At 37.3% G+C, this 21722-nt stretch carries 22 protein-coding genes; 3 read left to right on the forward strand and 19 right to left on the reverse strand.

What is annotated here, in order from left to right:
* Position 1: 1 nt before the first annotated feature.
* The 12 genes from GXZ72_05920 to GXZ72_05975 form a co-directional block, all read right to left on the reverse strand.
* Positions 2 to 1756, reverse strand: a complete 1755-nt coding sequence (locus GXZ72_05920) for an ATP synthase subunit A (protein HHT19078.1) — start codon at positions 1754 to 1756, stop codon at positions 2 to 4.
* Complete coding sequence (locus tag GXZ72_05925; GenBank protein HHT19079.1) at positions 1753 to 2070, reverse strand: V-type ATP synthase subunit F; 318 nt, start codon at positions 2068 to 2070, stop codon at positions 1753 to 1755. Before GXZ72_05925 ends, GXZ72_05920 begins: the two co-directional genes overlap by 4 nt.
* Entirely contained in the window at positions 2067 to 3224 is a 1158-nt protein-coding gene (locus GXZ72_05930) for a V-type ATP synthase subunit C (protein HHT19080.1), read from the reverse strand. The genes GXZ72_05925 and GXZ72_05930 overlap by 4 nt, the downstream gene beginning before the upstream one ends.
* A gap of 10 nt (positions 3225 to 3234) precedes the next feature.
* Complete coding sequence (locus GXZ72_05935; protein HHT19081.1) at positions 3235 to 3858, reverse strand: V-type ATP synthase subunit E; 624 nt, start codon at positions 3856 to 3858, stop codon at positions 3235 to 3237.
* Between the two features lie 16 nt (positions 3859 to 3874).
* Positions 3875 to 4354, reverse strand: coding sequence for a V-type ATP synthase subunit K (locus GXZ72_05940; GenBank protein HHT19082.1), 480 nt, complete (start codon positions 4352 to 4354; stop codon positions 3875 to 3877).
* A gap of 1 nt (position 4355) precedes the next feature.
* Positions 4356 to 6368, reverse strand: a complete 2013-nt coding sequence (locus tag GXZ72_05945; GenBank protein ID HHT19083.1) for a V-type ATP synthase subunit I — start codon at positions 6366 to 6368, stop codon at positions 4356 to 4358.
* 10 nt (positions 6369 to 6378) lie between these two features.
* A complete protein-coding gene (locus tag GXZ72_05950; GenBank protein ID HHT19084.1) occupies positions 6379 to 6693 on the reverse strand; it encodes a V-type ATP synthase subunit H in 315 nt (104 codons plus the stop codon).
* 112 nt (positions 6694 to 6805) lie between these two features.
* Complete coding sequence (locus tag GXZ72_05955) at positions 6806 to 7657, reverse strand: citryl-CoA lyase (protein HHT19085.1); 852 nt, start codon at positions 7655 to 7657, stop codon at positions 6806 to 6808.
* Positions 7658 to 7662: 5 nt separating this feature from the next.
* Complete coding sequence (locus tag GXZ72_05960) at positions 7663 to 8529, reverse strand: fumarate hydratase (protein HHT19086.1); 867 nt, start codon at positions 8527 to 8529, stop codon at positions 7663 to 7665.
* Between the two features lie 45 nt (positions 8530 to 8574).
* Positions 8575 to 9474, reverse strand: coding sequence for a peptidase (locus tag GXZ72_05965; protein HHT19087.1), 900 nt, complete (start codon positions 9472 to 9474; stop codon positions 8575 to 8577).
* A gap of 58 nt (positions 9475 to 9532) precedes the next feature.
* Entirely contained in the window at positions 9533 to 10876 is a 1344-nt protein-coding gene (locus GXZ72_05970) for an MmgE/PrpD family protein (GenBank protein ID HHT19088.1), read from the reverse strand.
* A 76-nt stretch (positions 10877 to 10952) separates the two neighbouring features.
* Positions 10953 to 12248 (reverse strand): DUF1743 domain-containing protein, encoded by a 1296-nt coding sequence (locus GXZ72_05975; protein ID HHT19089.1) that lies wholly within the window; start codon positions 12246 to 12248, stop codon positions 10953 to 10955.
* 38 nt (positions 12249 to 12286) lie between these two features.
* Here GXZ72_05975 and GXZ72_05980 point away from each other — a divergent pair, with 38 nt between their 5' ends.
* Positions 12287 to 13246: a transcriptional regulator gene (locus tag GXZ72_05980; GenBank protein HHT19090.1), complete on the forward strand. Its 960-nt coding sequence runs from the start codon at positions 12287 to 12289 to the stop codon at positions 13244 to 13246.
* A 57-nt stretch (positions 13247 to 13303) separates the two neighbouring features.
* On the opposite strand, the gene GXZ72_05985 is transcribed toward GXZ72_05980, so the two are convergent.
* Both GXZ72_05985 and GXZ72_05990 read right to left on the reverse strand, forming a co-directional pair.
* Positions 13304 to 14053: a hypothetical protein gene (locus GXZ72_05985; GenBank protein HHT19091.1), complete on the reverse strand. Its 750-nt coding sequence runs from the start codon at positions 14051 to 14053 to the stop codon at positions 13304 to 13306.
* A gap of 44 nt (positions 14054 to 14097) precedes the next feature.
* Complete coding sequence (locus tag GXZ72_05990) at positions 14098 to 14439, reverse strand: heavy metal-binding domain-containing protein (GenBank protein HHT19092.1); 342 nt, start codon at positions 14437 to 14439, stop codon at positions 14098 to 14100.
* Between the two features lie 399 nt (positions 14440 to 14838).
* Here GXZ72_05990 and GXZ72_05995 point away from each other — a divergent pair, with 399 nt between their 5' ends.
* Positions 14839 to 16410, forward strand: coding sequence for a phosphoglycerate dehydrogenase (locus GXZ72_05995; GenBank protein HHT19093.1), 1572 nt, complete (start codon positions 14839 to 14841; stop codon positions 16408 to 16410).
* A gap of 97 nt (positions 16411 to 16507) precedes the next feature.
* On the opposite strand, the gene GXZ72_06000 is transcribed toward GXZ72_05995, so the two are convergent.
* From GXZ72_06000 to GXZ72_06015, 4 genes are all read right to left on the reverse strand, one after another.
* The gene (locus GXZ72_06000) at positions 16508 to 16951 is read right to left on the reverse strand and encodes a hypothetical protein (protein ID HHT19094.1); all 444 of its coding nucleotides are present in this window, start codon (positions 16949 to 16951) and stop codon (positions 16508 to 16510) included.
* 165 nt (positions 16952 to 17116) lie between these two features.
* Positions 17117 to 17863: a guanylyltransferase gene (locus GXZ72_06005; protein HHT19095.1), complete on the reverse strand. Its 747-nt coding sequence runs from the start codon at positions 17861 to 17863 to the stop codon at positions 17117 to 17119.
* Positions 17864 to 18079: 216 nt separating this feature from the next.
* Positions 18080 to 18844, reverse strand: coding sequence for an aspartate dehydrogenase (locus GXZ72_06010; GenBank protein ID HHT19096.1), 765 nt, complete (start codon positions 18842 to 18844; stop codon positions 18080 to 18082).
* Positions 18845 to 19174 carry a photosystem reaction center subunit H gene (locus GXZ72_06015; protein ID HHT19097.1) on the reverse strand — a complete coding sequence of 110 codons (330 nt, stop codon included), beginning with the start codon at positions 19172 to 19174 and terminating at the stop codon, positions 18845 to 18847.
* 321 nt (positions 19175 to 19495) lie between these two features.
* Here GXZ72_06015 and GXZ72_06020 point away from each other — a divergent pair, with 321 nt between their 5' ends.
* Positions 19496 to 20227, forward strand: a complete 732-nt coding sequence (locus GXZ72_06020; protein ID HHT19098.1) for a tRNA-binding protein — start codon at positions 19496 to 19498, stop codon at positions 20225 to 20227.
* Positions 20228 to 20229: 2 nt separating this feature from the next.
* On the opposite strand, the gene GXZ72_06025 is transcribed toward GXZ72_06020, so the two are convergent.
* Entirely contained in the window at positions 20230 to 21636 is a 1407-nt protein-coding gene (locus GXZ72_06025) for an aldehyde dehydrogenase family protein (protein HHT19099.1), read from the reverse strand.
* Positions 21637 to 21722: the final 86 nt, after the last annotated feature.

Genomic DNA, 21722 nt, shown 5'->3' on the forward strand with positions numbered 1-21722 from the left:
TTCACACCTCACTTGTCTGTTTGTCTATTTTTTCCTGGATTTCTTTAATTGCAGCGTCAAATTCATCTTCTGGGATGAATTTCATTCTTCCAATTTCCTCTTTGACTTTTAAGTCAGTCAGATCACTGGATGCTGCTCCTCTTTCCAAGGCAGCAATAGCTTTTTCTTGGAATCGGAGGATAGTTTCAAGCATCTGATACTGTTTAGTAGGTGAACAGTAAGTGTCAACTTCGTGGTAAGCGTTCTGCTGTAAGAAGTCTTCCCGAATCATGCGAGTACTTTCTAGGGTGATCCTTTCTCTGTCAGGCAAGGCATCAGGTCCCACCAGTTGAACGATTTCCTGTAGTTCTGATTCTTTCTGAAGGAGTGCCATGGCATTGTCCCTTGCTGCTCTCCAATTTGCTTTGACTGAATCATCCCACCATCCTTCTACACTGTCCACATATAATGAGTAACTTTGTAGCCAGTCTATTGAGGGGAAGTGACGTTTATCTGCAAGAGATGCATCCAGTGCCCAGAATACTTTACATATACGTAGGGTGTTCTGTGTAACTGGTTCAGATAAATCTCCACCTGGTGGTGAAACTGCACCAACCACACTAACAGATGCAATCTTATCTTTGCTTCCTACTGTGGTCACTCGTCCTGCTCGTTCGTAGAACTGTGCTAAACGTGATGCTAGGTATGCAGGGTATCCTTCTTCACCAGGCATCTCTTCTAATCGTCCTGAAATTTCCCTCATTGCTTCTGCCCATCTGGAAGTGGAGTCAGCCATCAGAGCCACATCATAACCTTGGTCACGGAAGTACTCTGCAATAGTAATACCTGTATACACACAAGCTTCCCTGGCTGCTACAGGCATATTTGAAGTATTAGCGATGAGAACTGTTCTGTCCATTAATGGTTTCCCGGTTTTAGGGTCTTCTAATTCTGGGAATTCTTTCAGAACCTCTGTCATCTCGTTACCCCTTTCACCACATCCTACATAAACGATGATGTCGGCATCTGCCCATTTAGCCAACTGTTGTTGTGTAACAGTTTTACCAGACCCGAATGGTCCTGGTATGGCTGCGGTTCCACCTTTAGCCACTGGGAAGAAAGTATCTTGTGCTCTTTGACCGGTTACTAAGGGTATGTCCGGGTCTAACTTGTTTTTATATGGTCTTCCAACCCTCACCGGCCATTTTTGCATCATCTGAACTTTAACTGGACCTTTTGGTGTTTCAACCTCAGCAATATCTTCAGTTATGGTGTACTGGCCTTCTCCAACTATACTTTTCAAGGTACCAGATACATTTGGTGGAATCATTATTTTCTGGATTACTGCAGTGGTTTCTTGCACTTCACCAATGATGTCTCCACCTTGCACTTCACTGCCAGCATTGACCGTGGGTTTGAATGTCCATTTTTTATCCTTTGGTAGTGAAGGTACGTCTACACCCCTCTCAATGTAATCACCCACGCTTAGTTTGATGGTTTCCAAGGGTCTCTGGATTCCATCAAATATGGAACCAATAATCCCAGGTCCTAATTCCACAGAGAGTGGCCCTCCTGTACTTTCAACTACTTCTCCGGGTTTCATTCCGGCTGTTTCTTCGTAAACTTGGATGGTGGCTGTGTCACCTTCTAGTTCGATGATTTCTCCAATGAGTTTATCATCACCTACTTTAACCATCTCGTACATCTGGGTCCCTTTCATACCATCAGCGGTTATAACAGGACCCGCTATCTTTATTATCTTTCCTTCGGCAGTCATTCTACCATCTCTACCCCGATTACTCGTTTTATAAGCTCTCTGATTGGGTCTGATTCCCTTTCTACTGAGCCTTCTTTATCTGGTATTTCTATTATCATAGGCAGTGCACTTTCACTGCTCATTTTTTCAATTGTTTCTCTGAAATTGTCTCCTATTTTTTCAGTTGTTATTATAATGGAGTACTCCTTGGCAAGTTCTTTTAATTTATCTCCTGCTTCTTCCATGTTTTTTACAGGAAATCCGTCTTTAATTCCTCCAAGCATGAAACCGGTTACTGTGTCTGGATCTGCCATAACTGCTATTTTTGAACTCATACTAACATCTCCTTAATCATAGCAGGGGTAAATCCTTCTTCCCGCTTACCACGGACTATAATTTTCAAATTTTTGATTTCTTTTTCTTTTCGACTTAAAAATCCAATCATTGGCCCAATTCCGAATTGATTTTTCAATGATATCTTTTTAGCTGTTTCCACTATGTTATTGTCCAGAGCGATTTCAAAGGCAGAAATGGAACCAGTTTCATTGTAAGTGGTCATTGCTTCTGCAAGTAAAGGAGCATATTCAGTTCCTTCCAATCCACTAACAACTCCTGCAACATCTTCTGACTCCATTAAGTCTTTTAATTTCCATTCTCTAATCTGATAACCAGCACTGATCATGTAGGGTTCAATGTCCTCATATTTCAATCCATCAACTTTTGCCCTTAAGATGATTTTTAGGTTAGATCCATCTACCATGTTTCCCACATATGTCTTTAGGTGTGAGGTGTTGTCATCTTCAGGGGTGGCAACAGTTGTTAAGAGATTTTTTAAGAGGTATTTATCGAGAGAAGCTTCCAATGGTAATAATTTACCTGTTTCTTGATAAATTGGAATTGCATCTTCCAGTATTGGAGCGTATTCTGTTCCTTCCAGAGTGTTTAATACTTCGTTGATGTCATCTGCATCTATAAGTGTGTCTAACTTGTCAGTGAGCTCTCCAAATGGTATAACTAAGTCTATTGTTTCTTCTGTGGTTAACCCGGCTTCCTTGGCAATTATCACGCTTTTAATGTTTTTTATATCCCATTTTTTCAAGAGAAACCTGAATGCTGCTCTGCTGTTTTCAGGGGTTATTCGTGCTACTAAATCGTAGTTTTCAGCTAATTGTGTGTCTAAAGCTTTTTCCAAGGGGTACTGGTCAATGTATTTTGCATAATCTGGGTATCCTCGGAGGTAGTTTTTCACTTCTTCAATGCTGCCTGCTTCGATAATTTCTTGAAACTGTTTTTCATCGAATATTCTCCCTATCCTAGCTCTTATTCTGGCGTTGGGATAAGTGTAGGGGAACATACTTAGAACAGGTCTGAGGGTTGATATTACTATAACTACTCCGAAAATGGCCAGTACAAGGAACATTAGTGCTAAAAACGCTTCAATATTAGGAAATCCGAGTCCAGTGATTAATGAAGTAAGATCCTCTGCCATTTAATTCCCCCTATTTGAATAGTATCCCTGCAACTTCGGATCTTAGAGATTTTTTAAAGCGGAGCATCCTTGCTTCGATGGTGTTGTTTACCTCTATTTCACCGTTTGTGGTTTTTACAATGGCACCGCCAATGGTGGTTATATTTGCTCCCATTTCCAGTTTGGTAGGATTGCTGGTATTCTCACTGATACTTTTTTCAAGTGTAGGTAATGAACCTTTTATTTTAGTAACGTCGGTATCTTTTACAAGAATAACAAGGTCTCCTCCGCCAATTTCAGTACCTGCTTCTATAATCACTTTTTCAAGGGATGCCTTGTATTCTGATGCATCTGAAGAAGCAATTTCTTTAAGCTTTTCTTCGGCTTTTTCGAAAGCTTCTTCTATTATTTCTTCTCGAGCCTCAAGTTCCATTCTCCTGGAATTCATCTTAGCTTCTGAGATAACTTGCTGATATCTCATTTTAGCGGTTTTTTCCGCGTTCTCTAAGATTTTTTCCTTTTCGATAACTGATTGGGCTTCACCTTCAGAGAGAATGGATTGTTTTTCTTTTTCAGCTTCAGCTAATATGGAATCTGCTTTGATCTGGGCATCAGACATTATACTTGAGACTATCTTCTCTGTCCCGGCACTCATCTTTATCATCCCGGAATTATCCCAGAATTCCACCGAATACCATGAGGAGTATAGCAATCAGGAAACCGTAGATAGCTTGGGTCTCGGATAATGCTGTGAATATGATACCTCTGGCGAACATGTCTTCGTTTTCAACTACAGCCCCTACAGATGAAGATGCGGTGATACCTTGACCCATACCCGAACCAAGACCTGCGAATCCTATTGCAGCTCCAGCACCTATTGCCACCAGACCAGTAGTCACAGGCAGTGCTTTGTTAGCCATAATTGTGAATACCATGAGGAGTATAGCAATCAGGAAACCGTAGATAGCTTGGGTTTCAGGCAGTGCTGTGAATATGATACCTCTGGCGAACATGTCTTCATCTTCCGCCACAGCACCTACACTCCCTGCTGCTGCTATTCCTTGACCTAAACCTGATCCTAATCCTGCAAAACCGACTGCCATGCCGGCACCGATTGCTGCTAATGCTGTTCCTAATGCGACTTCTACCATATTATTTTCCTCCTAAATCAGTGTACTTTCTTTTGGCTCTGAAAGCCCTAAATTTCTGACTTCCTCCAATGTAAAACTGAGCAAAATACTCAACATAATGCAAACGCAATGAATTTATAAAGGCACCCAGGGTCTGGAAGGCAAGGTTTGCAATCTGCCCTCCTATAAAGACTATTGGTGCAAGAACTATTCCAATAAAAGGGATCATTTCTCCAACAATCCCAGTTAATATGTTTACTGTAGTAGCGATTCCTCCAGTTGACAAGCATAATGCCAGTAACCTAGCATACGAAAGGACGTTTCCCAAGAAACCTGAAACATCCATTAGTCCGAACATACCGTTGAAGTATAGGAGCATAATCAGACTCAGAATAAAAACACCTACTCCTGCGTACATGAGAATTCCTCCTCCAAATAAAAGGAATCCAGCTGCTAGTAACACTACTCCTGCTTCAAGGACAAACCATACTATTTGGGCTCCTAAAGCTTCCCGAACATCTCCTCGTACCAAATTGTTGTAAGTTCCAAATATTAAACCTAAGTTTAGGTGAATAACACCCACAACTAAAGCGATTATAAGGATGTTTTCAGGGTGCACAAAGGAGTTTATAGAGTGAATAGTGGTTGGCAGCCATAAATTCGGATCACCCCATATAAATCGGGGTATAAAATCCCCAATAAAACTGTTCGTAACAAATCCAAGAATTATGGCCCACACTCCACAAGCAATCATAATCAGGCCCAAGTCAGCCCATGTTTTACTGTTTCTTCCCATTCCTCTGAATATGATATAACCTACAAGTGCGTCAACTATCCCATAACCGGCTTCTGTAAGGCAGAAACCAAAGAAGAAAGGGAATACTATTGCCATGAGTATTGTTGGGTCAATTTCCCGATAGTTTGGTGGAGAGTACATGTGCACAAACATTTCATAAGGTTTGGCAAATCGTGGGTTATCAAGATGAACTGGAATTTCATCATTGTTGATATCTGGATCAGTCACATCTACAATAGAATGGCTTTCTGTTGAAGTATCAATGGTTTCCAAGGCTTCTTTTAATTTTTTCTCAGTAACCCATCCTTCAAACATCATCGTGTTTTCAGTTTTCCCGAATGAAGAAAAAATCTCATTACGCTGTTTTTCAATCTCTAACTGTTCTCTAAGTCCTATAAGTGTTTTTAACCACTTATCAGAAACATCTGCTAAGTCATTTAATACAGATTCCTTTTCTAAACTAATGGACTCGATTTCAGATTCAGATTTTGAGATTATTTCAAGGGGTTTACCTTCTAAGGCAGAAAACTCAAATCTTTCAAATTCAAGTTTCCTTAGCTGAGTTAACACTTCGTCAGAATGCGCTTTTAAGGTTACAATAACTAGTGTTTTAAATCCTTTTTCATCACTTTCCTGGTCAAAAACAACTATTTCATCAGTAATGTCATTTAGATTTGAAATGAAATTATCATAGGATTCTGAGGATATTTTTCCGCTAATAACAGAAACATACTCTGATCCTTCCAGAAGAGCAAGATCAAGATCAAAATTAATAAGGTTTTGCGCCACTTTAAGGGCATTTTCAAATTCAGTTTTCTTAGACTCAAGTTGACTTAATTTTTCTTCCTTAGGGGTTGTCTCGGATTCAACTTCTCCCAAGGTATTTTCGGCCTTTTTTATAAGATCCTGAACAGACAGTGCATCTACTTCTACTTTTTCAATAGGGGGAGGATTAATAAAACCCTTCACCAAAGGTAAAATTCCCTTCTCTTTCCGGGCTACTGATTCTAAAAAATCAACTGTGCCCGATGTTTTCATCAAAAGGGAGGAAACTTTACCAGTAAAAGGAGAGGCACTGGATGGTTTCAGGATTTGTCTCCATTCTGCGTCCTGTTGTATTCGCTCGGATATATCTTCAATTTGGACCAATCCTGCTTCGTGCAGTGCATTCACCGCAGAATCCGCGTACTTGTCCAAGGTGATTATCCTGAGCTTTTTCATCCTTGCCGGCTTGAACATGGTACTCACACTATAATATGCTTTTTACAATGATTTCTGCAGCCTCATCAACCATACCGGTAGCTTTACTTTTCGTTATCTCTACTTTTTCATTGGTTTTGTTGGTTATGTGATATGCTTCCTTTTTGGCATTGGTTTCGGCTTCAAATGTAATTTTTTCAGCTTCACTATGAGCCGATTCTTTTGCCTTTTCTATGGTTTCATTTGATTTAGATTTGGCTTCTTGAATCATTTCAGAAGATTTGGCTTTCGTGTCCTTTAATAATTTATCAGCATCACTTTCAGCCTTCTTTATCGTTGTTATCGCTTCCGATATCGTTGTCATTTAAATCACCCTAATATGACCATGATAAACGGAAATCTATTAAGGGACATATATATCTTTTACTATTTATTTTTCAGAGTAGAAAAAAAGATTTAATAGATTTATTAGTAATTCAAAGTTCTCTTTTCTTTAAATTATGATCTACAGAATCAAATTCATGGAAACGCACATCATCAACTTCAACAAACTTTCTAAAAGGAGTTTCATAAGTTTTTTCTTCATAAATATGTGAAATTAAAGCTGGAACTCTCCCGATCATGAATATGCCTGTTCCAAATCTCCAGTCAAAACCCATATCAGATAGTATGCCTGCATTAGTACCATCTATGTTAATCCGGATACCTTTCATTTCCCGGAGAAGGTTATCAATGTTAACTGCCAATTCGGTGTGAATACCAAAACAATTATATTTTTTAGCTGTTATTATTAATTTACTAGGTCTAGGGTCCTTATCATGGAATCTATGCCCAAATCCTGGTATTTTTTCATCATTTTCAATATACTGTTCTACTATAGTAAGTGCTAAGTCTTTCAAACCATTACCGGAAGTTATATCTTCATTACAATCGGCTTTTTCATTTATTATTTTTTGGAAAAGGCGCATGGAATGTTCTAACGCTCCTGCATGGTATTTTCCAAATGAAGAAAGCCCTCCAGAAACACAGGAGTTCATGGATGCTCCGGTTGATGCCATTATCCTGGCTACTTGAGTGCTTGGTGGAGTTACTCCATGATCACAGAAAGAGACTAAAACAGCTTCTAACATTTTTGCATCATTTTTGTTGGGAAGTTCACCTTTTATGAGTAAATAAACCATTTCCGGGAAAGAAATATTTCCAATCAAATCTTCCTGAGGATATCCTCTTGTGATAATTCGGTTGGGTTCCACCTTAGTAATGGAAGTTTTCCATCTCGGTTTGGTAATTTTTAACAAATTTCCCACAGTTTCTCTTCCAATTGCCATTTTACTCACTCCAATAAATCTTGTGATAGGAAAATTGATGCTTTTCTTGGTTCCACACAACAACATGGTCTCATACTAATGATACGAACGCCACTGGCCCTCTGAGGTCCAACCTTCACCAAAGAGCCTAGAGCAGTCACTGACCCACCTAAACCAAGGGCACCTATGTTTGTTTGATTTAAATAGTTGGTTATTTTATTTTCAATTCGAGATTGGTTTTTAAGGTTCCCATATACCATTGCTTTCAACAATAGTGAAGAAGCTTCAAAATGTGTTCGACCTATGCCCAATACAGGAATACATGGTGTGCATCCCAACTTAGGAATCTCTGATCTCATCCATGTCAACGCTTCTTTAAAAAATTTTTCATGATCCCTCTGGTGAAAAACACGACTTGTATGGGCTCTAATCTCAGGACCACCACCTAACATAATTACATGGATTTTCAAACCCTCTTCATCCATTTTATCAACCAAAAATGATGGAGGAGTCACCTTCCCAGGATCCTCAGAAAGGCCATTATTCTGTTCAATCCGTTGAATATCATCTCCCAAAACTGCCATTGACCTCCCAGGAAGATTTCTAAGGCCATCGGCCACACCCATTTCTAGATTATCAAAAAAATCTTCCGGCATACTTGTGTTGGGACCCACTTCAACTAGAATGTGGGGAATTCCAGTGTCATCACATAGGGGAACTTGATTATTTTTTGCCAAATGTGCATTTTCAAGGAGCAACTCCAGCACCCACCTGGAATTGTCATTTTCTTCTTTATTAATTGCAAATTCATAAGCAGCAATTTGATCTTCTTTGAAGGTGGTACTTGCTTCAACAACTGCATTTTTTACCATTTCACGAATTTGTTCAGACATTACATCATCCAGAGTATACATTTTCATTAATAGTGATATGTTGATTTAGTGAGGTATGGCTAAGTCAGCCACTCCTATAGAAGACATGGTTGCTTCAGGGTAGAAACGGTTAATCATATTTTGAACCAATAAAACTTGTTTTGCTCTTTCTTCTGCTTCTTTTAGTGTTGTATCGTATCCATGGTGAGCCGCAACTGATCCGCCTGTTTTCAAATAGGTTGGACAAGCTTTTCTAATAATTTCAGGAGCTTCATAGTGTCTGATGAACCCCCCGGAAGATTTAGGGTTTTCCATGTGAACATCCAGAGAGATATTAATGGCTTTTCTTATAGAAGCTAGCATTGGTATTTGTAAATCCCTCACTGGATTAAATGAATTTGCCCCAATTTTTTCCAAAAGTAGTGCCGATGCAGGGTTTCCATGACCACAGTGTGCTGAAACTTTGAAGTGAACATTGGCTGGCAGTTCTCTTTCTCGTCGCATTTTATTGAGAACCCATAACAGTCCTTCATCATAAACTACTATTCCCCTTACACCTAAGTCTACAGCTCTTTTCACATCTTCAATGGCATAACTAAGATTATCATATCCCCTAAGACGGTATCCTATCCTAGCACCCTCCGGAGTTTTGGCAGTAGCACTTGTATCATAGGGTGCACGAGGACCAACACTCAAAAATAGTTCTATCTTTGCATCTCGAGCCATGTCTGCCATTTCAATTATCTCATGATCTGTTAGGAGCATTATTCCTTTGGTTTGAGTTACTCGATGTACTCTAACTTCATATTTATCCAGAGCATCCAGAAAACTTTCTAAAGTTTCTGGTTTCTGAATACCGGGAACTTCAAATCGGTACTGGGAACCATCAGGAAACCTTTTGATGGAATCTTTTAACTTTTCAAGTTTTATGATTCCATTTTTCTTCAAAAAATTAGAAGTGTCCATAAAATCACTTTTCTTCTTTATTGTAGGTTAATAACTAACACTCTCTTTGATAATCTCATTAATTCTTTTTAAATTCATTATTAAGTTTATTCATTAGATTAAATACATAATTATCTTCTAAATCATCTAAAATCTTTAAATGGTTTAAATTGACATGTGGGTTGAGTTTTTTAAATTTTATTAATAATTCTTCTTTGCTAAATGGGGTTTCAGGTTCTCCTTTTGCCAGATCAACTCGATTGGTGTAAATATGATCTTTACATTTTATAGTAACTTTAGCTGGTCTTTTTTGAGGATAATCAATGTTGAGGTCATCATCTTTTTTTATTCGAATTTTACTAGCAGTTTCAGCAATTTTATTCTCAATTGGTATTTTTGAAATATTCTCAATAGTTAAATCTCCTTCATTAATTAGGATGGCCATACTAACTGGTAAACTTTGCCTGATTCCTTCAGGTGTTGAAGGTTGGTAATTGTTATGGAGAGCAGCAATGTTATAGGTTTCAACGTTTATATCTTGTATATCAGTAGTTTGAAGATTGTTTTTTTTCATAATAGTCTTTACGGCATCTAAAGAGCTGTGGAGGTGTCTGCAAACCGGATATTTTTTGAAGTAAACCTTGAGAATTTCTAATTTTTCATATTGGCCCAAAATTTGGGCACCTTTCTGTAACAAATCATCATTACCCATGGTTTTTAAAATTCCTTCTTCCCCTTCAAGAATGGTATGCGCTCCTGTGAAACCTTTTTTTGCTAGTAATGCAGATAAAACTCCTGATTGAGCAGCTCGACCTGCATGGAGATGTTTTGACATGCTTCCCGAATGATCTGCCTCAAGTAAACCTGCTGCTTGTGTTCCAGCAATTCCAAGGGCGTTTAAAACCTCTTCATATGTTAAATCCATTATTTTCGCAGCTGCAGCTGCCGATCCAAGCGTGCCGCATGTTCCTGTGCTGTGAAAACCTCTTTCACGGTGACCCGGATTTAGAATCATGCCTAATTTGATTGCAATCTGGTATCCGACTATTATGGAAGTTATGAAATCTTTTCCAGTTTTTCTATAGGCTTCGGATAAAGATAGTGCTGCAGGGATTATACACGCGCCTGGATGAATTTGAGCTAGACGATGCCCATCATCTAGATCAAGAGAATGGGCAGAAACTCCATTAATTAATGACGCATTCATTGGATCGGCACGAGCTGCACCAATGACCGTTGATTTGCCAGTTTTTTGCCCTTTGTTGATTAGGTCTATCATGATTTGTGCACTTTTAGTTTGAGAACCAGCTAATGAAACCGCTAAAAAATCCATAAAACAGAGTTTAGCTTGCCTAGTAACATTTTTGGAAAATTCGGGGTAATTTGTGGATATTATAAATTTCGCTAGATCTTTGGTATTCATTTTTATTACAACTCATATTTTACCAGTGATTTACAGTTATAATCTATATTCCTTACCCTGTAGTTTGATTTAAAACTTACATTCCTCTAATTAGTGGTTTGCTCAAATGTCTCCTTGCTGAAGGTGGGACTTCATAAAAACCGGTTTTAATTTTTCTTTCAATTTTTACTTTTTCTTTAGAATTGCTGCGCATTTTTTTCCCACAACCCGGACATTTGTAACCTTTACCGGTTCCTGCAGATTTCATTCGCCTCCCACATTCACAAAATGGATTCATATATTCATAAACTGATGCCAGAGTGATTATCTGAATTTTTTCCAAGTTCAGGGTTCCCTTCATTCCAATTCCTCCATAAACCCTCAGGTGATCACCTGGAGCTATTTGACGCACAATTTCTCTGAAATCTTTTGTGGGTTCATATGCAGCGCATTCCACTTCTCCCGAACTATCATATATGGTGAAAATAACATGCCCTCCTTCAATAACCACTGGAAAATCTTTAACCACCCCTTTAACAATGTAACACTGGAATTTTTCCATCTGCGAAATATTATTGGCAACTTGCAAATGAAGATCGGTGTGTTGATTAGTAAGAAATATTAAAAAACCTTTTATGGGTTCTGAAACTTTAACTAGCTTCATTGCGTTTAAAACTGCATTAAATGTCTCGCCTCTTATTCCATAAAGTACAGGACACGGAGTATGGGGAGTTATAGCCATATAACCATTATCTAAATTATCAAAAGTATCAGGATAGGTTTGTCTGTCCATTTCTCTGACAGATTCTAGGTCCACTTTTCTTTTTTTCCCATAGTTTAATGGGTCACGATATGCCAAGAGCTCATAGGTAGCATCATCCATAGGACAGCCAACAGCTGCCAGAGCCCCAATAACTCCCATTCCTTTTTTAAATCCGAAAAGTTCAAACCCTAATTTTTTTGCCAGTTTTTCAGTTTCTTTCTTTTTGATAATAGTTCGAATTGTTTTCAGTGCATATTCGCGAAGTTCGACCTTTGTTTGGTCTTTTAAATCTCCTTCAAAAAATACCAGCCCTGGATTGGTTTTAGGGTCTTCTAAAACCGCTAATTCCTGCACCATTTTTAGAATAATCTTTTTAGCTTTTTTAATTTCATTTCTTGATTTCAAAATAAGTTTAAATGATACAGCACCGTTTCCTCTAGTTTTATGTGGTGCAAAAGGGTTTAAACGTACTAGTCGAGGTGGCCCATCTAGTTTAAAACCGCAATCTTTAAGACGATCCAATATCACAGAACATATATAAGTGGTGCACATTCCACTAACTGAATCAGTATCATCTATACCAACATAAAGAGGAAACAAGTCAGAATTATCAGTTTCAAAATCATTCATAAAATATATCACCAGGTGTTTTTACGATGCCATCCATCATGCCATTCAATAGAGATCAAGTTTTAACTGAGATCAATGATCTACTTTCCAAGCATGGTTTTGATACTTCTAATATATATGATAGAAGTTGTTTTGATCTGGTGGCCCGCAGAGAATTACTATTACTTTTAATGAAGGTACTGGTAAATGTGGATGGTTTCAGCATTGCCCATGCTGAAGAAATAAAAAGAGTCGCACAAATTTTCTTAGCATCACCAATATTAATCGGACTCAAATCCAAAAATGAGGTTTTAGAAGAAGATGTAGTTTATGAACGCCACGGAATACCTGTAATATCACCCACAACTCTTCGAAATATTGTAGTTGAGGAGATATATCCAGAAATATTTGCAGATCGTGGCGGATATTATGTACAAATCGATGGACAGATTATTAAGAATGTTCGAGAAGAGCAGAACCTCTCCTTAAAGGATCTGGCAGATCAAGCCCATGTATCTAGGGAAACCATATATAAATATGAGACAGGTAGGGTGCGAGCACAACCAGAAACTGCGTTTCTTTTGGAAAGTATCCTAGATATGAAGATAACCCTTTCTGTTAATCTATTTCAGGCACCTCGACATGAAAAAACCCATGAATCGAGGGAAGGTGAACCTCGAGAATTGGTTGATCTGGGATTTGGGGTTATTAACACCAATCGAACACCATTCGACGCACTCGCCCAACCTGAAACTAAAAAATCGGAAAGATTAAAAAAAGCAGAACCACTCATAACTGATCTTGAGAAGAACAGGAATAACAAGGCTCTCACTAGAATGGCCTTAAATTTAAAGGATCTTTCTGATGTCATTGGCACAGAGTCAGTTTTCATCTTAGAGAAAAAAAAGGATGTTGATTGTATTGACGGGGTTCCTGTGGTTCATAACTGGGAAATAGGTGAAATGAAAAACCCTGCTGAGTTTCTGAAGATGCTGGCTGAAAGAAGAGAATGTAATTAAAATTAAATTAATCATAAAAAATTAATTCAATTGCGCAAATCCACTGTTTTTACAAAATCAGCGTTGAAAAAGCTTGTGGAATGTTTCTTCAGCTTCATCTTCAGAAGCAATTCCCAAAGCCACCATATCTACATAATTCAGTGTTTTAAGGTAATCAAAAGCATCATCTGGAGTCATTATACCTGCAGCAAGTACTTTTTTGGCAATCACTGTTTTACCCAGTTTATGTATCAGTTTCCTCAAATGTTCTCTTTCATCAGGACCATGAGTATCACAGTCCATCAAATATCCCAAACGATTCACAGGAACCATATACAGTTGGAAATCATCCCGGACGGATGATTCTAAAAGGATTGCAGTTGTTTTGAATGGTAAATGGGTTGCTAAGCCAGCAATAGCTCCAAAATCAGTGATATCATTCAATTTGCTGCTGATGTTATTCCAATCTCCCTTATCTGTTATCGTTGCATGTAAAATTATGGCTTTGGCACCTAAATTTGATAAAAGTTCTATATCATGGTTTTCTTCTTCTGGACGGGTTGTGCCTATAATATCAAGGGGGCAACCTTCATCACGCGCTATTTCAAGGGCTTCCACCACAGGAGGGTATGGTAAGAGTTGTATTCCTCTAACTCCTAGCTGGTAGGATTTCACCATAATTTTGGCCATAGCTTCAGGTTTCCGATATAAATCTAAAATGTAAAGCCTAGCCCGGTGTCCAAACTGGGGTGCTCCAATGAAGGGGGATGTTCCTAGTAATGTCCGGGGCAATTTTTGTCCATTTAGTTTGATGTAACCTTCCAACATTTAAATCATAGTTCTAAGGGAATAATTTTGTTAGATTGAATAAGTTATTCAACTTTATGGGCTATAACTGCAGTTCCGAAAACCAATATTTCTTGCATGACGTCGGAAATATCATTAGAATCATACCTAGCGCTTATTATGGCATTAGCGCCCATTGCTTTGGCATGATCAATAGCTCTATATAATGCTTCTTCTCTAGTTTCTTCCATCATATTTACATATTCTTTAATTTCCCCACCAAACATGGAACGTATTCCTGCACCTATTTGGCCTCCAACACCCCTACTACGGACTGTAAGACCATATACAAATCCTTTCGTTTCTGTAATCTCATATCCAGGTACATAGTTTGAGCTTACAATTATGAATTCATCCACTGAGACCATAATCAAACCTCCCAAAATATTTTATCAATTTTTTTTTAACAAAATTTAATTATTTATTACATGGGAATTCAACGATATAAAATTTGTTCTTTTTAGGATATTAGAGGTACAATCTTCTTTAAAATAATATTTATCACCTAATATAATAAAAATCTCTTAAATAATTATTATTATTGGAATAAAAATCACAAGAGAGAAAGTCCTTATCTGTTTCCAGATACAATATGAATTTAGAACAGATTTCACATCAAATAATATCACCAGTACTTTTTGACTATCAGATATTTTTCGTTTAGAGTTGATATTCACAACAGTTTTAAATCTATATCCCTTCATAGATAAAATAACGAAATTGACTGGACCTTATGGGCTGGTAAAAAAATGGATAATGTGGATATTATGAAGGTACTTATTGCTGATCAGATAAACCAGAAAGGAATTGAAGAATTAAAAGAGGTCGCAGAAGTTATTGTGCGAACAGATATCACTCCAGAAGAATTGGTAAAGGATATTAAGGATTTTGATGCTATTATAGTCAGAAGCAGGACAAAGGTTACCAAAGAAGTTATTGAAGTCGCATCTAACCTTAAAATTATTGCTAGGGCAGGAGTGGGTGTAGATAATGTGGATGTGCAAGCAGCCACCGAACGTGGGATAATGGTGGTGAACGCACCTGAATCAACTTCAATAACCGTTGCTGAACACACTATTGGGCTTATTTTATCTTTGTCGCGAAAGATCTCCATTGCAGATAGTTCAGTTAAAGATGGTAAATGGGAGAAAAGCCAGTTCATGGGAATGGAACTCAATAATAAAACCATGGGCATAGTGGGAATGGGCCGTATAGGTAGTCAAGTAGTCATAAGGGCCAAAGCATTCGGTATGGATATTGTGGTCTATGACCCGTACATTACTCCTGAAGCAGCATCTGAATTAGGAGTGGAAGTAGTGGACTTAGAAACACTATTAAAAAATTCAGATGTAATTACTATCCACGTACCTCTAACTCCAGAAACTAAACACCTTATATCTATGCCTGAATTTGATTTAATGAAAAAAAACACACTTATTGTAAATTGTGCTAGAGGGGGAATCATTAATGAGGATGATTTATATGAAGCACTCTCTGAAGGCAAAATAAGTGGGGCTGCCCTGGATGTTTTTGAGAATGAACCCCCTGTAGGAAGTTCACTTTTTGAACTTGATAATGTTGTTTTAACTCCTCATATTGCGGCTTCAACATCAGAAGCCCAGCGTGACGCTGCTATAATTGTGGCTAAAGAGATTAAAAAAGTCTTCAAAGGAGAATCTCCTCGAAATGTTATTAATATGCCAGTCATGGACTCTGAAACTTTTCAAATTATCAAACCATATTTCCGTCTGGCAGAAAAACTGGGTAAATTCATTATACAAACTACTCAGGGCAACATCACTGAATTAGAAGTAACATACTGTGGTGAACTTGCTGAAATTCAAAAACACGATATAATCACTCGCATAATATTACAGGAAATATTAAACCCCATACTAAATGAGCCAGTTAACTTGGTCAATGCTCCAGCTGTTGCTGAAAATAGGGGTTTCATAATAACTGAAGGCAAACGAACTGATGCCAAGGGTTATAAAAACCTAATTAGTATTGAAGTGGAATCAGAAGGTAACCAAGTAAGTGTAGAGGGATTTTTAGGTAAAGAACCTAAAATCGTCCGAATCAATGGTTATCAAGTTAACGTGAAGACTGAGGGAACTATGATTATTGCACGTTACAAAGATATCCCCGGGATAATTGGGTCTATAGGGGTCAAATTAGGAGAACACAATATAAACATAGCTAAAATGCAAGTTGGGAGACAAAAACCTGGTGGAGAAGCGGTTATGGTGTTGAAAGTTGATCAAAAAGTTTCCAAAGATGTAGAAGAGGATATTAAATCACTTCCCAATGTGTATGATGCTGTAGCAGTGGAACTTTAATGATTAAATCTTTTTTTCTAAAAAACATTTAAAAAATATTTTTTTTTATTTATTTCCTTTTTATCAAGTAATATTTTTCCTGCGCTGATTATATGACTTAGGCTATTTTATAGTCAATTACATCTCCAAAAGTATCATATCCCACCATACTTTCTTCAATGTAAGGGCTAGCTATTATCAAATGGAATAACCCATTCTTGGCAAAGAAATACAGGTCTTCAGAAGAAGGAGTAGCACTGGGAATGGGATGACTATGAACTGATCCAACAGTGCCAGTGGTCATAGGCATCATAAATAAATTCATTACCGCACTATGATTTGATCTTTCTCCCGGTAAAAAAACAAGTCCTTCTATCCTCAAAATTCCATCACTAATTTTTCCTTCCAACATGGCCATAAATTCCAGAGGATGGGATTGTCTAGCTATCTGAATTATCTCTTCTACAACTTCTCTTTCGATTATGATTTCATGGAACCTTTTTTCCTGATTTCCCAGGAAAAAACCCATCAGTTTATTCATCCAAGTTTTTTTTTCATTCATAGGATCATATAAATATTATTGATATTACTTAAACTGCTGGAGATAACTTGTTAACCTCCAGAATCACTAATTAAAATTTTATACATAGTTCATTGATTGAAATACTATCAAAGGAAATGATTGTTGATATGAACTTATACTGCACATTTATTTAACGAAATTTTTTTATTCTAGGAGTATTTTTTCAAGGAAAAATCTTTTATCAAAACGGGGCAACTTCCAATCAATGGTAATTTTTTCTCGTTCTGATTTGACCTTTTCCTGAGAGAGAGGATTTAGACCTTCAACTTGAATCTTTTTTTTATATAACCCAATACCCCTTTTCTGCCAAGCAGGCTTCATGGCTAGATTTATTCCCTCGTAGAAAAGTATATCATGCAGCTGTTTGCTCTTTTTTTTATGCAAAATTTTCATAGCTTCAGTTTTTGAATGTTTTTTCCTTAATGTCCAGTAGGAGTATCCATTTAAACAATTTCTCCATGCTTCCATCTGTCTTTCCTGGAAGTACGTAATCACACCTTTATTTGAGAGGGGAATCACTCTTGAATCAAATGAAATAGGTGTAATTTCTTTAAAGATTTCATAATATTTATCTTTTCCCATAATTTCGCGTGTAAATGCTCCGCTCAGGAAACTGGCCATAACAGAATCAATTTTTTCCACCCTTCCCCCAAAGGGCACATCTTTTAGAAGCATACTAATTTCATCAGAAAAAGTGTAAATAAATCTGGGATTAAACTCTTTAAAAAGATTGTAAGATGCTTCTGAGAGAATTTCGACAAATTCGATGTCATAAGGTTTTTCAAACTCCAATTTACGAGATAATTGGGAGAAATTTCTACCATCAAGTCTTATCACAATATTGGAAGTGCAGGGAACTTTCAAACTGGAAAATATTTCACATTCTTTCATATGATCAGTAAATGCCTATATTTTTTGGTGATTGTTTAAATAAAAGTACTAGAATAATAATATTTTTGATCATTATTACTTCTAAATTTAATGAATCTTATAAAACAATATATAGTGATTTATACAGCACATCTCAGTTGAGATTCAGATAAAGTTCTCTTGAAGATATGAGTAGATATTTTATTCTTTTTGGTTTGTTTGAAAAATAGGATTGATTTAAGTTCCCACCAAGAAATTTTCATTTAGGCTGTTTAATAGTTTAATGGCAGAGTAAGCTGCTAAAACACTTGTTTTAGGATTCATGGAACATCTAATATTGCTGGTTATGGTCTGAAATTCTCCAAAATCTCCCACTACCTCTAGTTCATGCATATTGCGATCAACGTCGGGGTCAGCAATGATTTTAACTTCAATTTCTTGGCCGACAGCCATGCTAACGGTAGCAGCAACATTGATGTTTAAGGGGAACTTTTGAACTGCTTCACTTGCTTCTCCCTGATATAGTATTGTTTCTTTCTCAGTGTTGATCCCTAATGAACGGGGTGGTTTTCGGGTTACCAGGGTTACTCTTTGAATTTTACCTAAAGACGCGGCTTTAATTCCATCCAACCCTACTATGGCGCCTGAAGGAGCATATAATCTACATTTATTATTTTTGGCAAGTTTTTCCAGTTTAAATCTAGTTTCAGGATTTAATAGGCCTCCCACACTCATGACTATTACATCTTTGCCTTTTTTTAGAATGGTAGGAACCATTTCTTTCACTGCTTGGGGTGATGCAGCTTCAATTACCATGTCAACGTGGCTTAACATGTCTTCCATGTTTAAAACCACCCTTCCATCAACTTGTGAGGCTAAGTTTTCGGCTCTTTCCATGTCACGATCATAAAAATATTTTATTTCAACGCCAAGCTTTCCTTCACAAGCAAAATTCGTAATGATATTAGCTATGGCGCCGCATCCCAGAATGCCAACTTTCATCTAAGTCTCCGCACTGGCAGGTACGTTTGATTCCTTAATTTCTGGACTAATTAATAGAATATCCCCCACTGCTTGAACTCTATCATAAGGTATTTCCACAGTTCCTTCCTCTTTCAAAGGTCTAATTTCATCTCCTTCAGGAACTATTCTTATGCTTTTAGTTATAACGTCTTTAATACCAACAGTTTTTTTGTCAGGATTCATGGCAACGGCTTTTAGGGTTGAAACCCTACCTTTTTTAATGTTTAATATCACGTCTTGAATGCGTCCCACGTACTTTCCGCGGGTGGTGTATACATCTAAGTTGTATAGATTAGTTAATTCCACCATATTTCCACCTCTCATTTTTTGGCAATGCCCTGGGTCTTATGATACTCATCTACATTCATCTCAGGGGGTACCATTAACTAAATTAAATTAAAACCTTCCCTGTACTTAAAGATTTCGAAAGAAGAGGTTATTGTAACCAGAAATTTAGGGCAGCACCGGAAAATCAGGTAGGTTTTTAAATAGTTTTAATAATAATCTAAAGATAAAGTGTATAGACATCAGCAAGAGTGGATGCATAAAACTAATGAAGCTTCCTCATTGTTTAAGATGTCAAGTTGATTTATATTTACTATTTGTAAGAATTTCCAGTTGGGTGCTCGAATGTGGGATACAAGCAAAGATTACCGACTTTTAGTAGCAGAAAAATCAATTGAACTTTTCATAAAGACCATTGAAGGAGCTAATTTAAAGGGTAAATGGAACAAAAAACAGATATTACAATCTTCAAGAAAGATGAAATCAGAGATTCAAACTCTTTACTACTCATACATTGCACCGTCTCAAATGGTAGAAACTCCACAATTGGCTTTTTTAGAGGAACAAGGAAAAGAAATTAGGGAAGCCCTGGGTGGAAAACTATGGTACAAACAATTTCTCCAACTAGCAACTCGGGATGAGAAAGAAAAGTTGGAAGAAGCTTTAGCGAAAATAAAATTTTTCCTCAATACAATCTCTGGGCTAAAGTCACGCCTTTGTTTGGGTGAAATAAAAGATCCAGTCATGGGTGTTGATATACTAAAAGGGGAAATATTAAGCGTATCAAAGCATTCCAAGGCTGATAAACTATTAGTATGCAATGTAAATTTGCATAAACGTGCTATCACTGTGGTAACTAATGATCTTGAAGTTAAAGAACAAAATCAAGTGGCGGTTGCGTTGCTGCCACCTGAAGTTTTCATGGGTATAACCAGTGAAGGTATGTTTTTAGGAGATGACCAAGGTATTTTAAAGGATGTAAAAGGAGATGTTGGACAGATACCTAAAGGAATACCTCTTATTGCGTTAAATGAAGTGCGAAATCTTGTTGAAGCATTTTTGAATGATAAAAAATAATTTCAACCGATAACTACAAGTTTACAACGGGTCATCCCATCGACAGCATATTTAACCCCTTCTTTCCCGACTCCACTCATCTTAAATCCTCCAAAAGGCATATTATCTGTCCGGAATGTTGGTTGTTTGTTTATCAGCACAGAACCTGCTTCGATTCTATGAACTGCTTTTTTGGCTTGTTCAATACTTTCTGTAAAAACACCAGCTTGTAATCCATAGGGAGTGTTGTTAGACACTTTAATAGCTTCATCTAAATCTTTAACCCTAATTATGGGTGATATTGGGCCAAAAGTTTCATTTCGGACCAACTCCATTTCTTTATGAACATTATCTAATACAGTGGGTTCGTAAAATGCACCTTTTCGTTTACCACCGCAAAGAAGTTGAGCTCCATTTTTTATAGCATCATCAACCGTTTTTTCTACCATCATGGCGGATTTTTCACTAATCAATGGGCCAATATCTGTTTTAGAGTCCATTGGATCTCCTATTTTTAATTTTTTTGTTAGGGAAACAAGTTGTTCTGCAAACTGGTCGGCAATTTTTTCATGAAGTATGATACGTTTCACGGCTATACAAACTTGTCCTGCATTGAGATAAGAACCATTAACTGCTGCTGTTACCGCAGCATCCAGATTTGCATCATCTAAAACTATCAAAGGATCATTTCCACCTAATTCTAATGTTAACTTTTTCATTCCCGCTTTTTGGGCAATGGAGAGGCCAGTAGAAACACTTCCAGTGAAAGATATTTTATTTATCTGGGGGTTGGTTGTGATTTCCTGTCCCAGAACATTAGAATTACCAGTCAATGAGTTTACTGCTCCGTCAGGAAGATGTCGCCCCATGATCTCTGCCATTTTCAGAGCAGATAAAGGGGCTTTAGAAGATGGTTTAAACACCACAGTATTTTTAGCTGCCAGTGCAGGTGCCAATTTATGAATAGCTAAATTAACCGGGTAGTTAAAAGGAGTTATTGCTGCAACAACACCTAAAGGAATCTTCATTGTAAAGCCAAAAACGCTTTTACCAGCTATGGCAGCATCCATGGGGATAGTTTCTCCATAAATCCGTTTTGATTCTTCTGCCGCCATTAGAATAGTTTGCAGGGACCTATCCATTTCTATTTTGGAATCTTTGATTGGTTTGCCTGTTTCAAGACAAATTAGTTCTGATATTTCCTTAGACTTTTCCTTTAATTCTTGATAAATATCATATAGTATCCGAGACAACTTACGGGAAGACATGTCTCTCATAGCTTTTTTTGCTTTAAATGCAGCATTGATAGCTTTTTTGGCGTCAGAACTATCTCCTAGGGGGACATGATCCAAAATTTCCTTGTTGAAAGGGTTTATAACTGCGATATGTTTTTTTTTGTCAATTAATTTCCCGTTTATTAACATTTTCATAGTATCATCCTAATTAAAAAAAATAATAAATTAGTGTAGTTTTTGAACTACTTTTTTCATTTAAGTGAACTGAATTCTTGGGAAAA

The sequence above is a fragment of the Methanobacterium sp. genome (assembly GCA_012838205.1).
Classification (GTDB): Archaea; Methanobacteriota; Methanobacteria; order Methanobacteriales; family Methanobacteriaceae; genus Methanobacterium.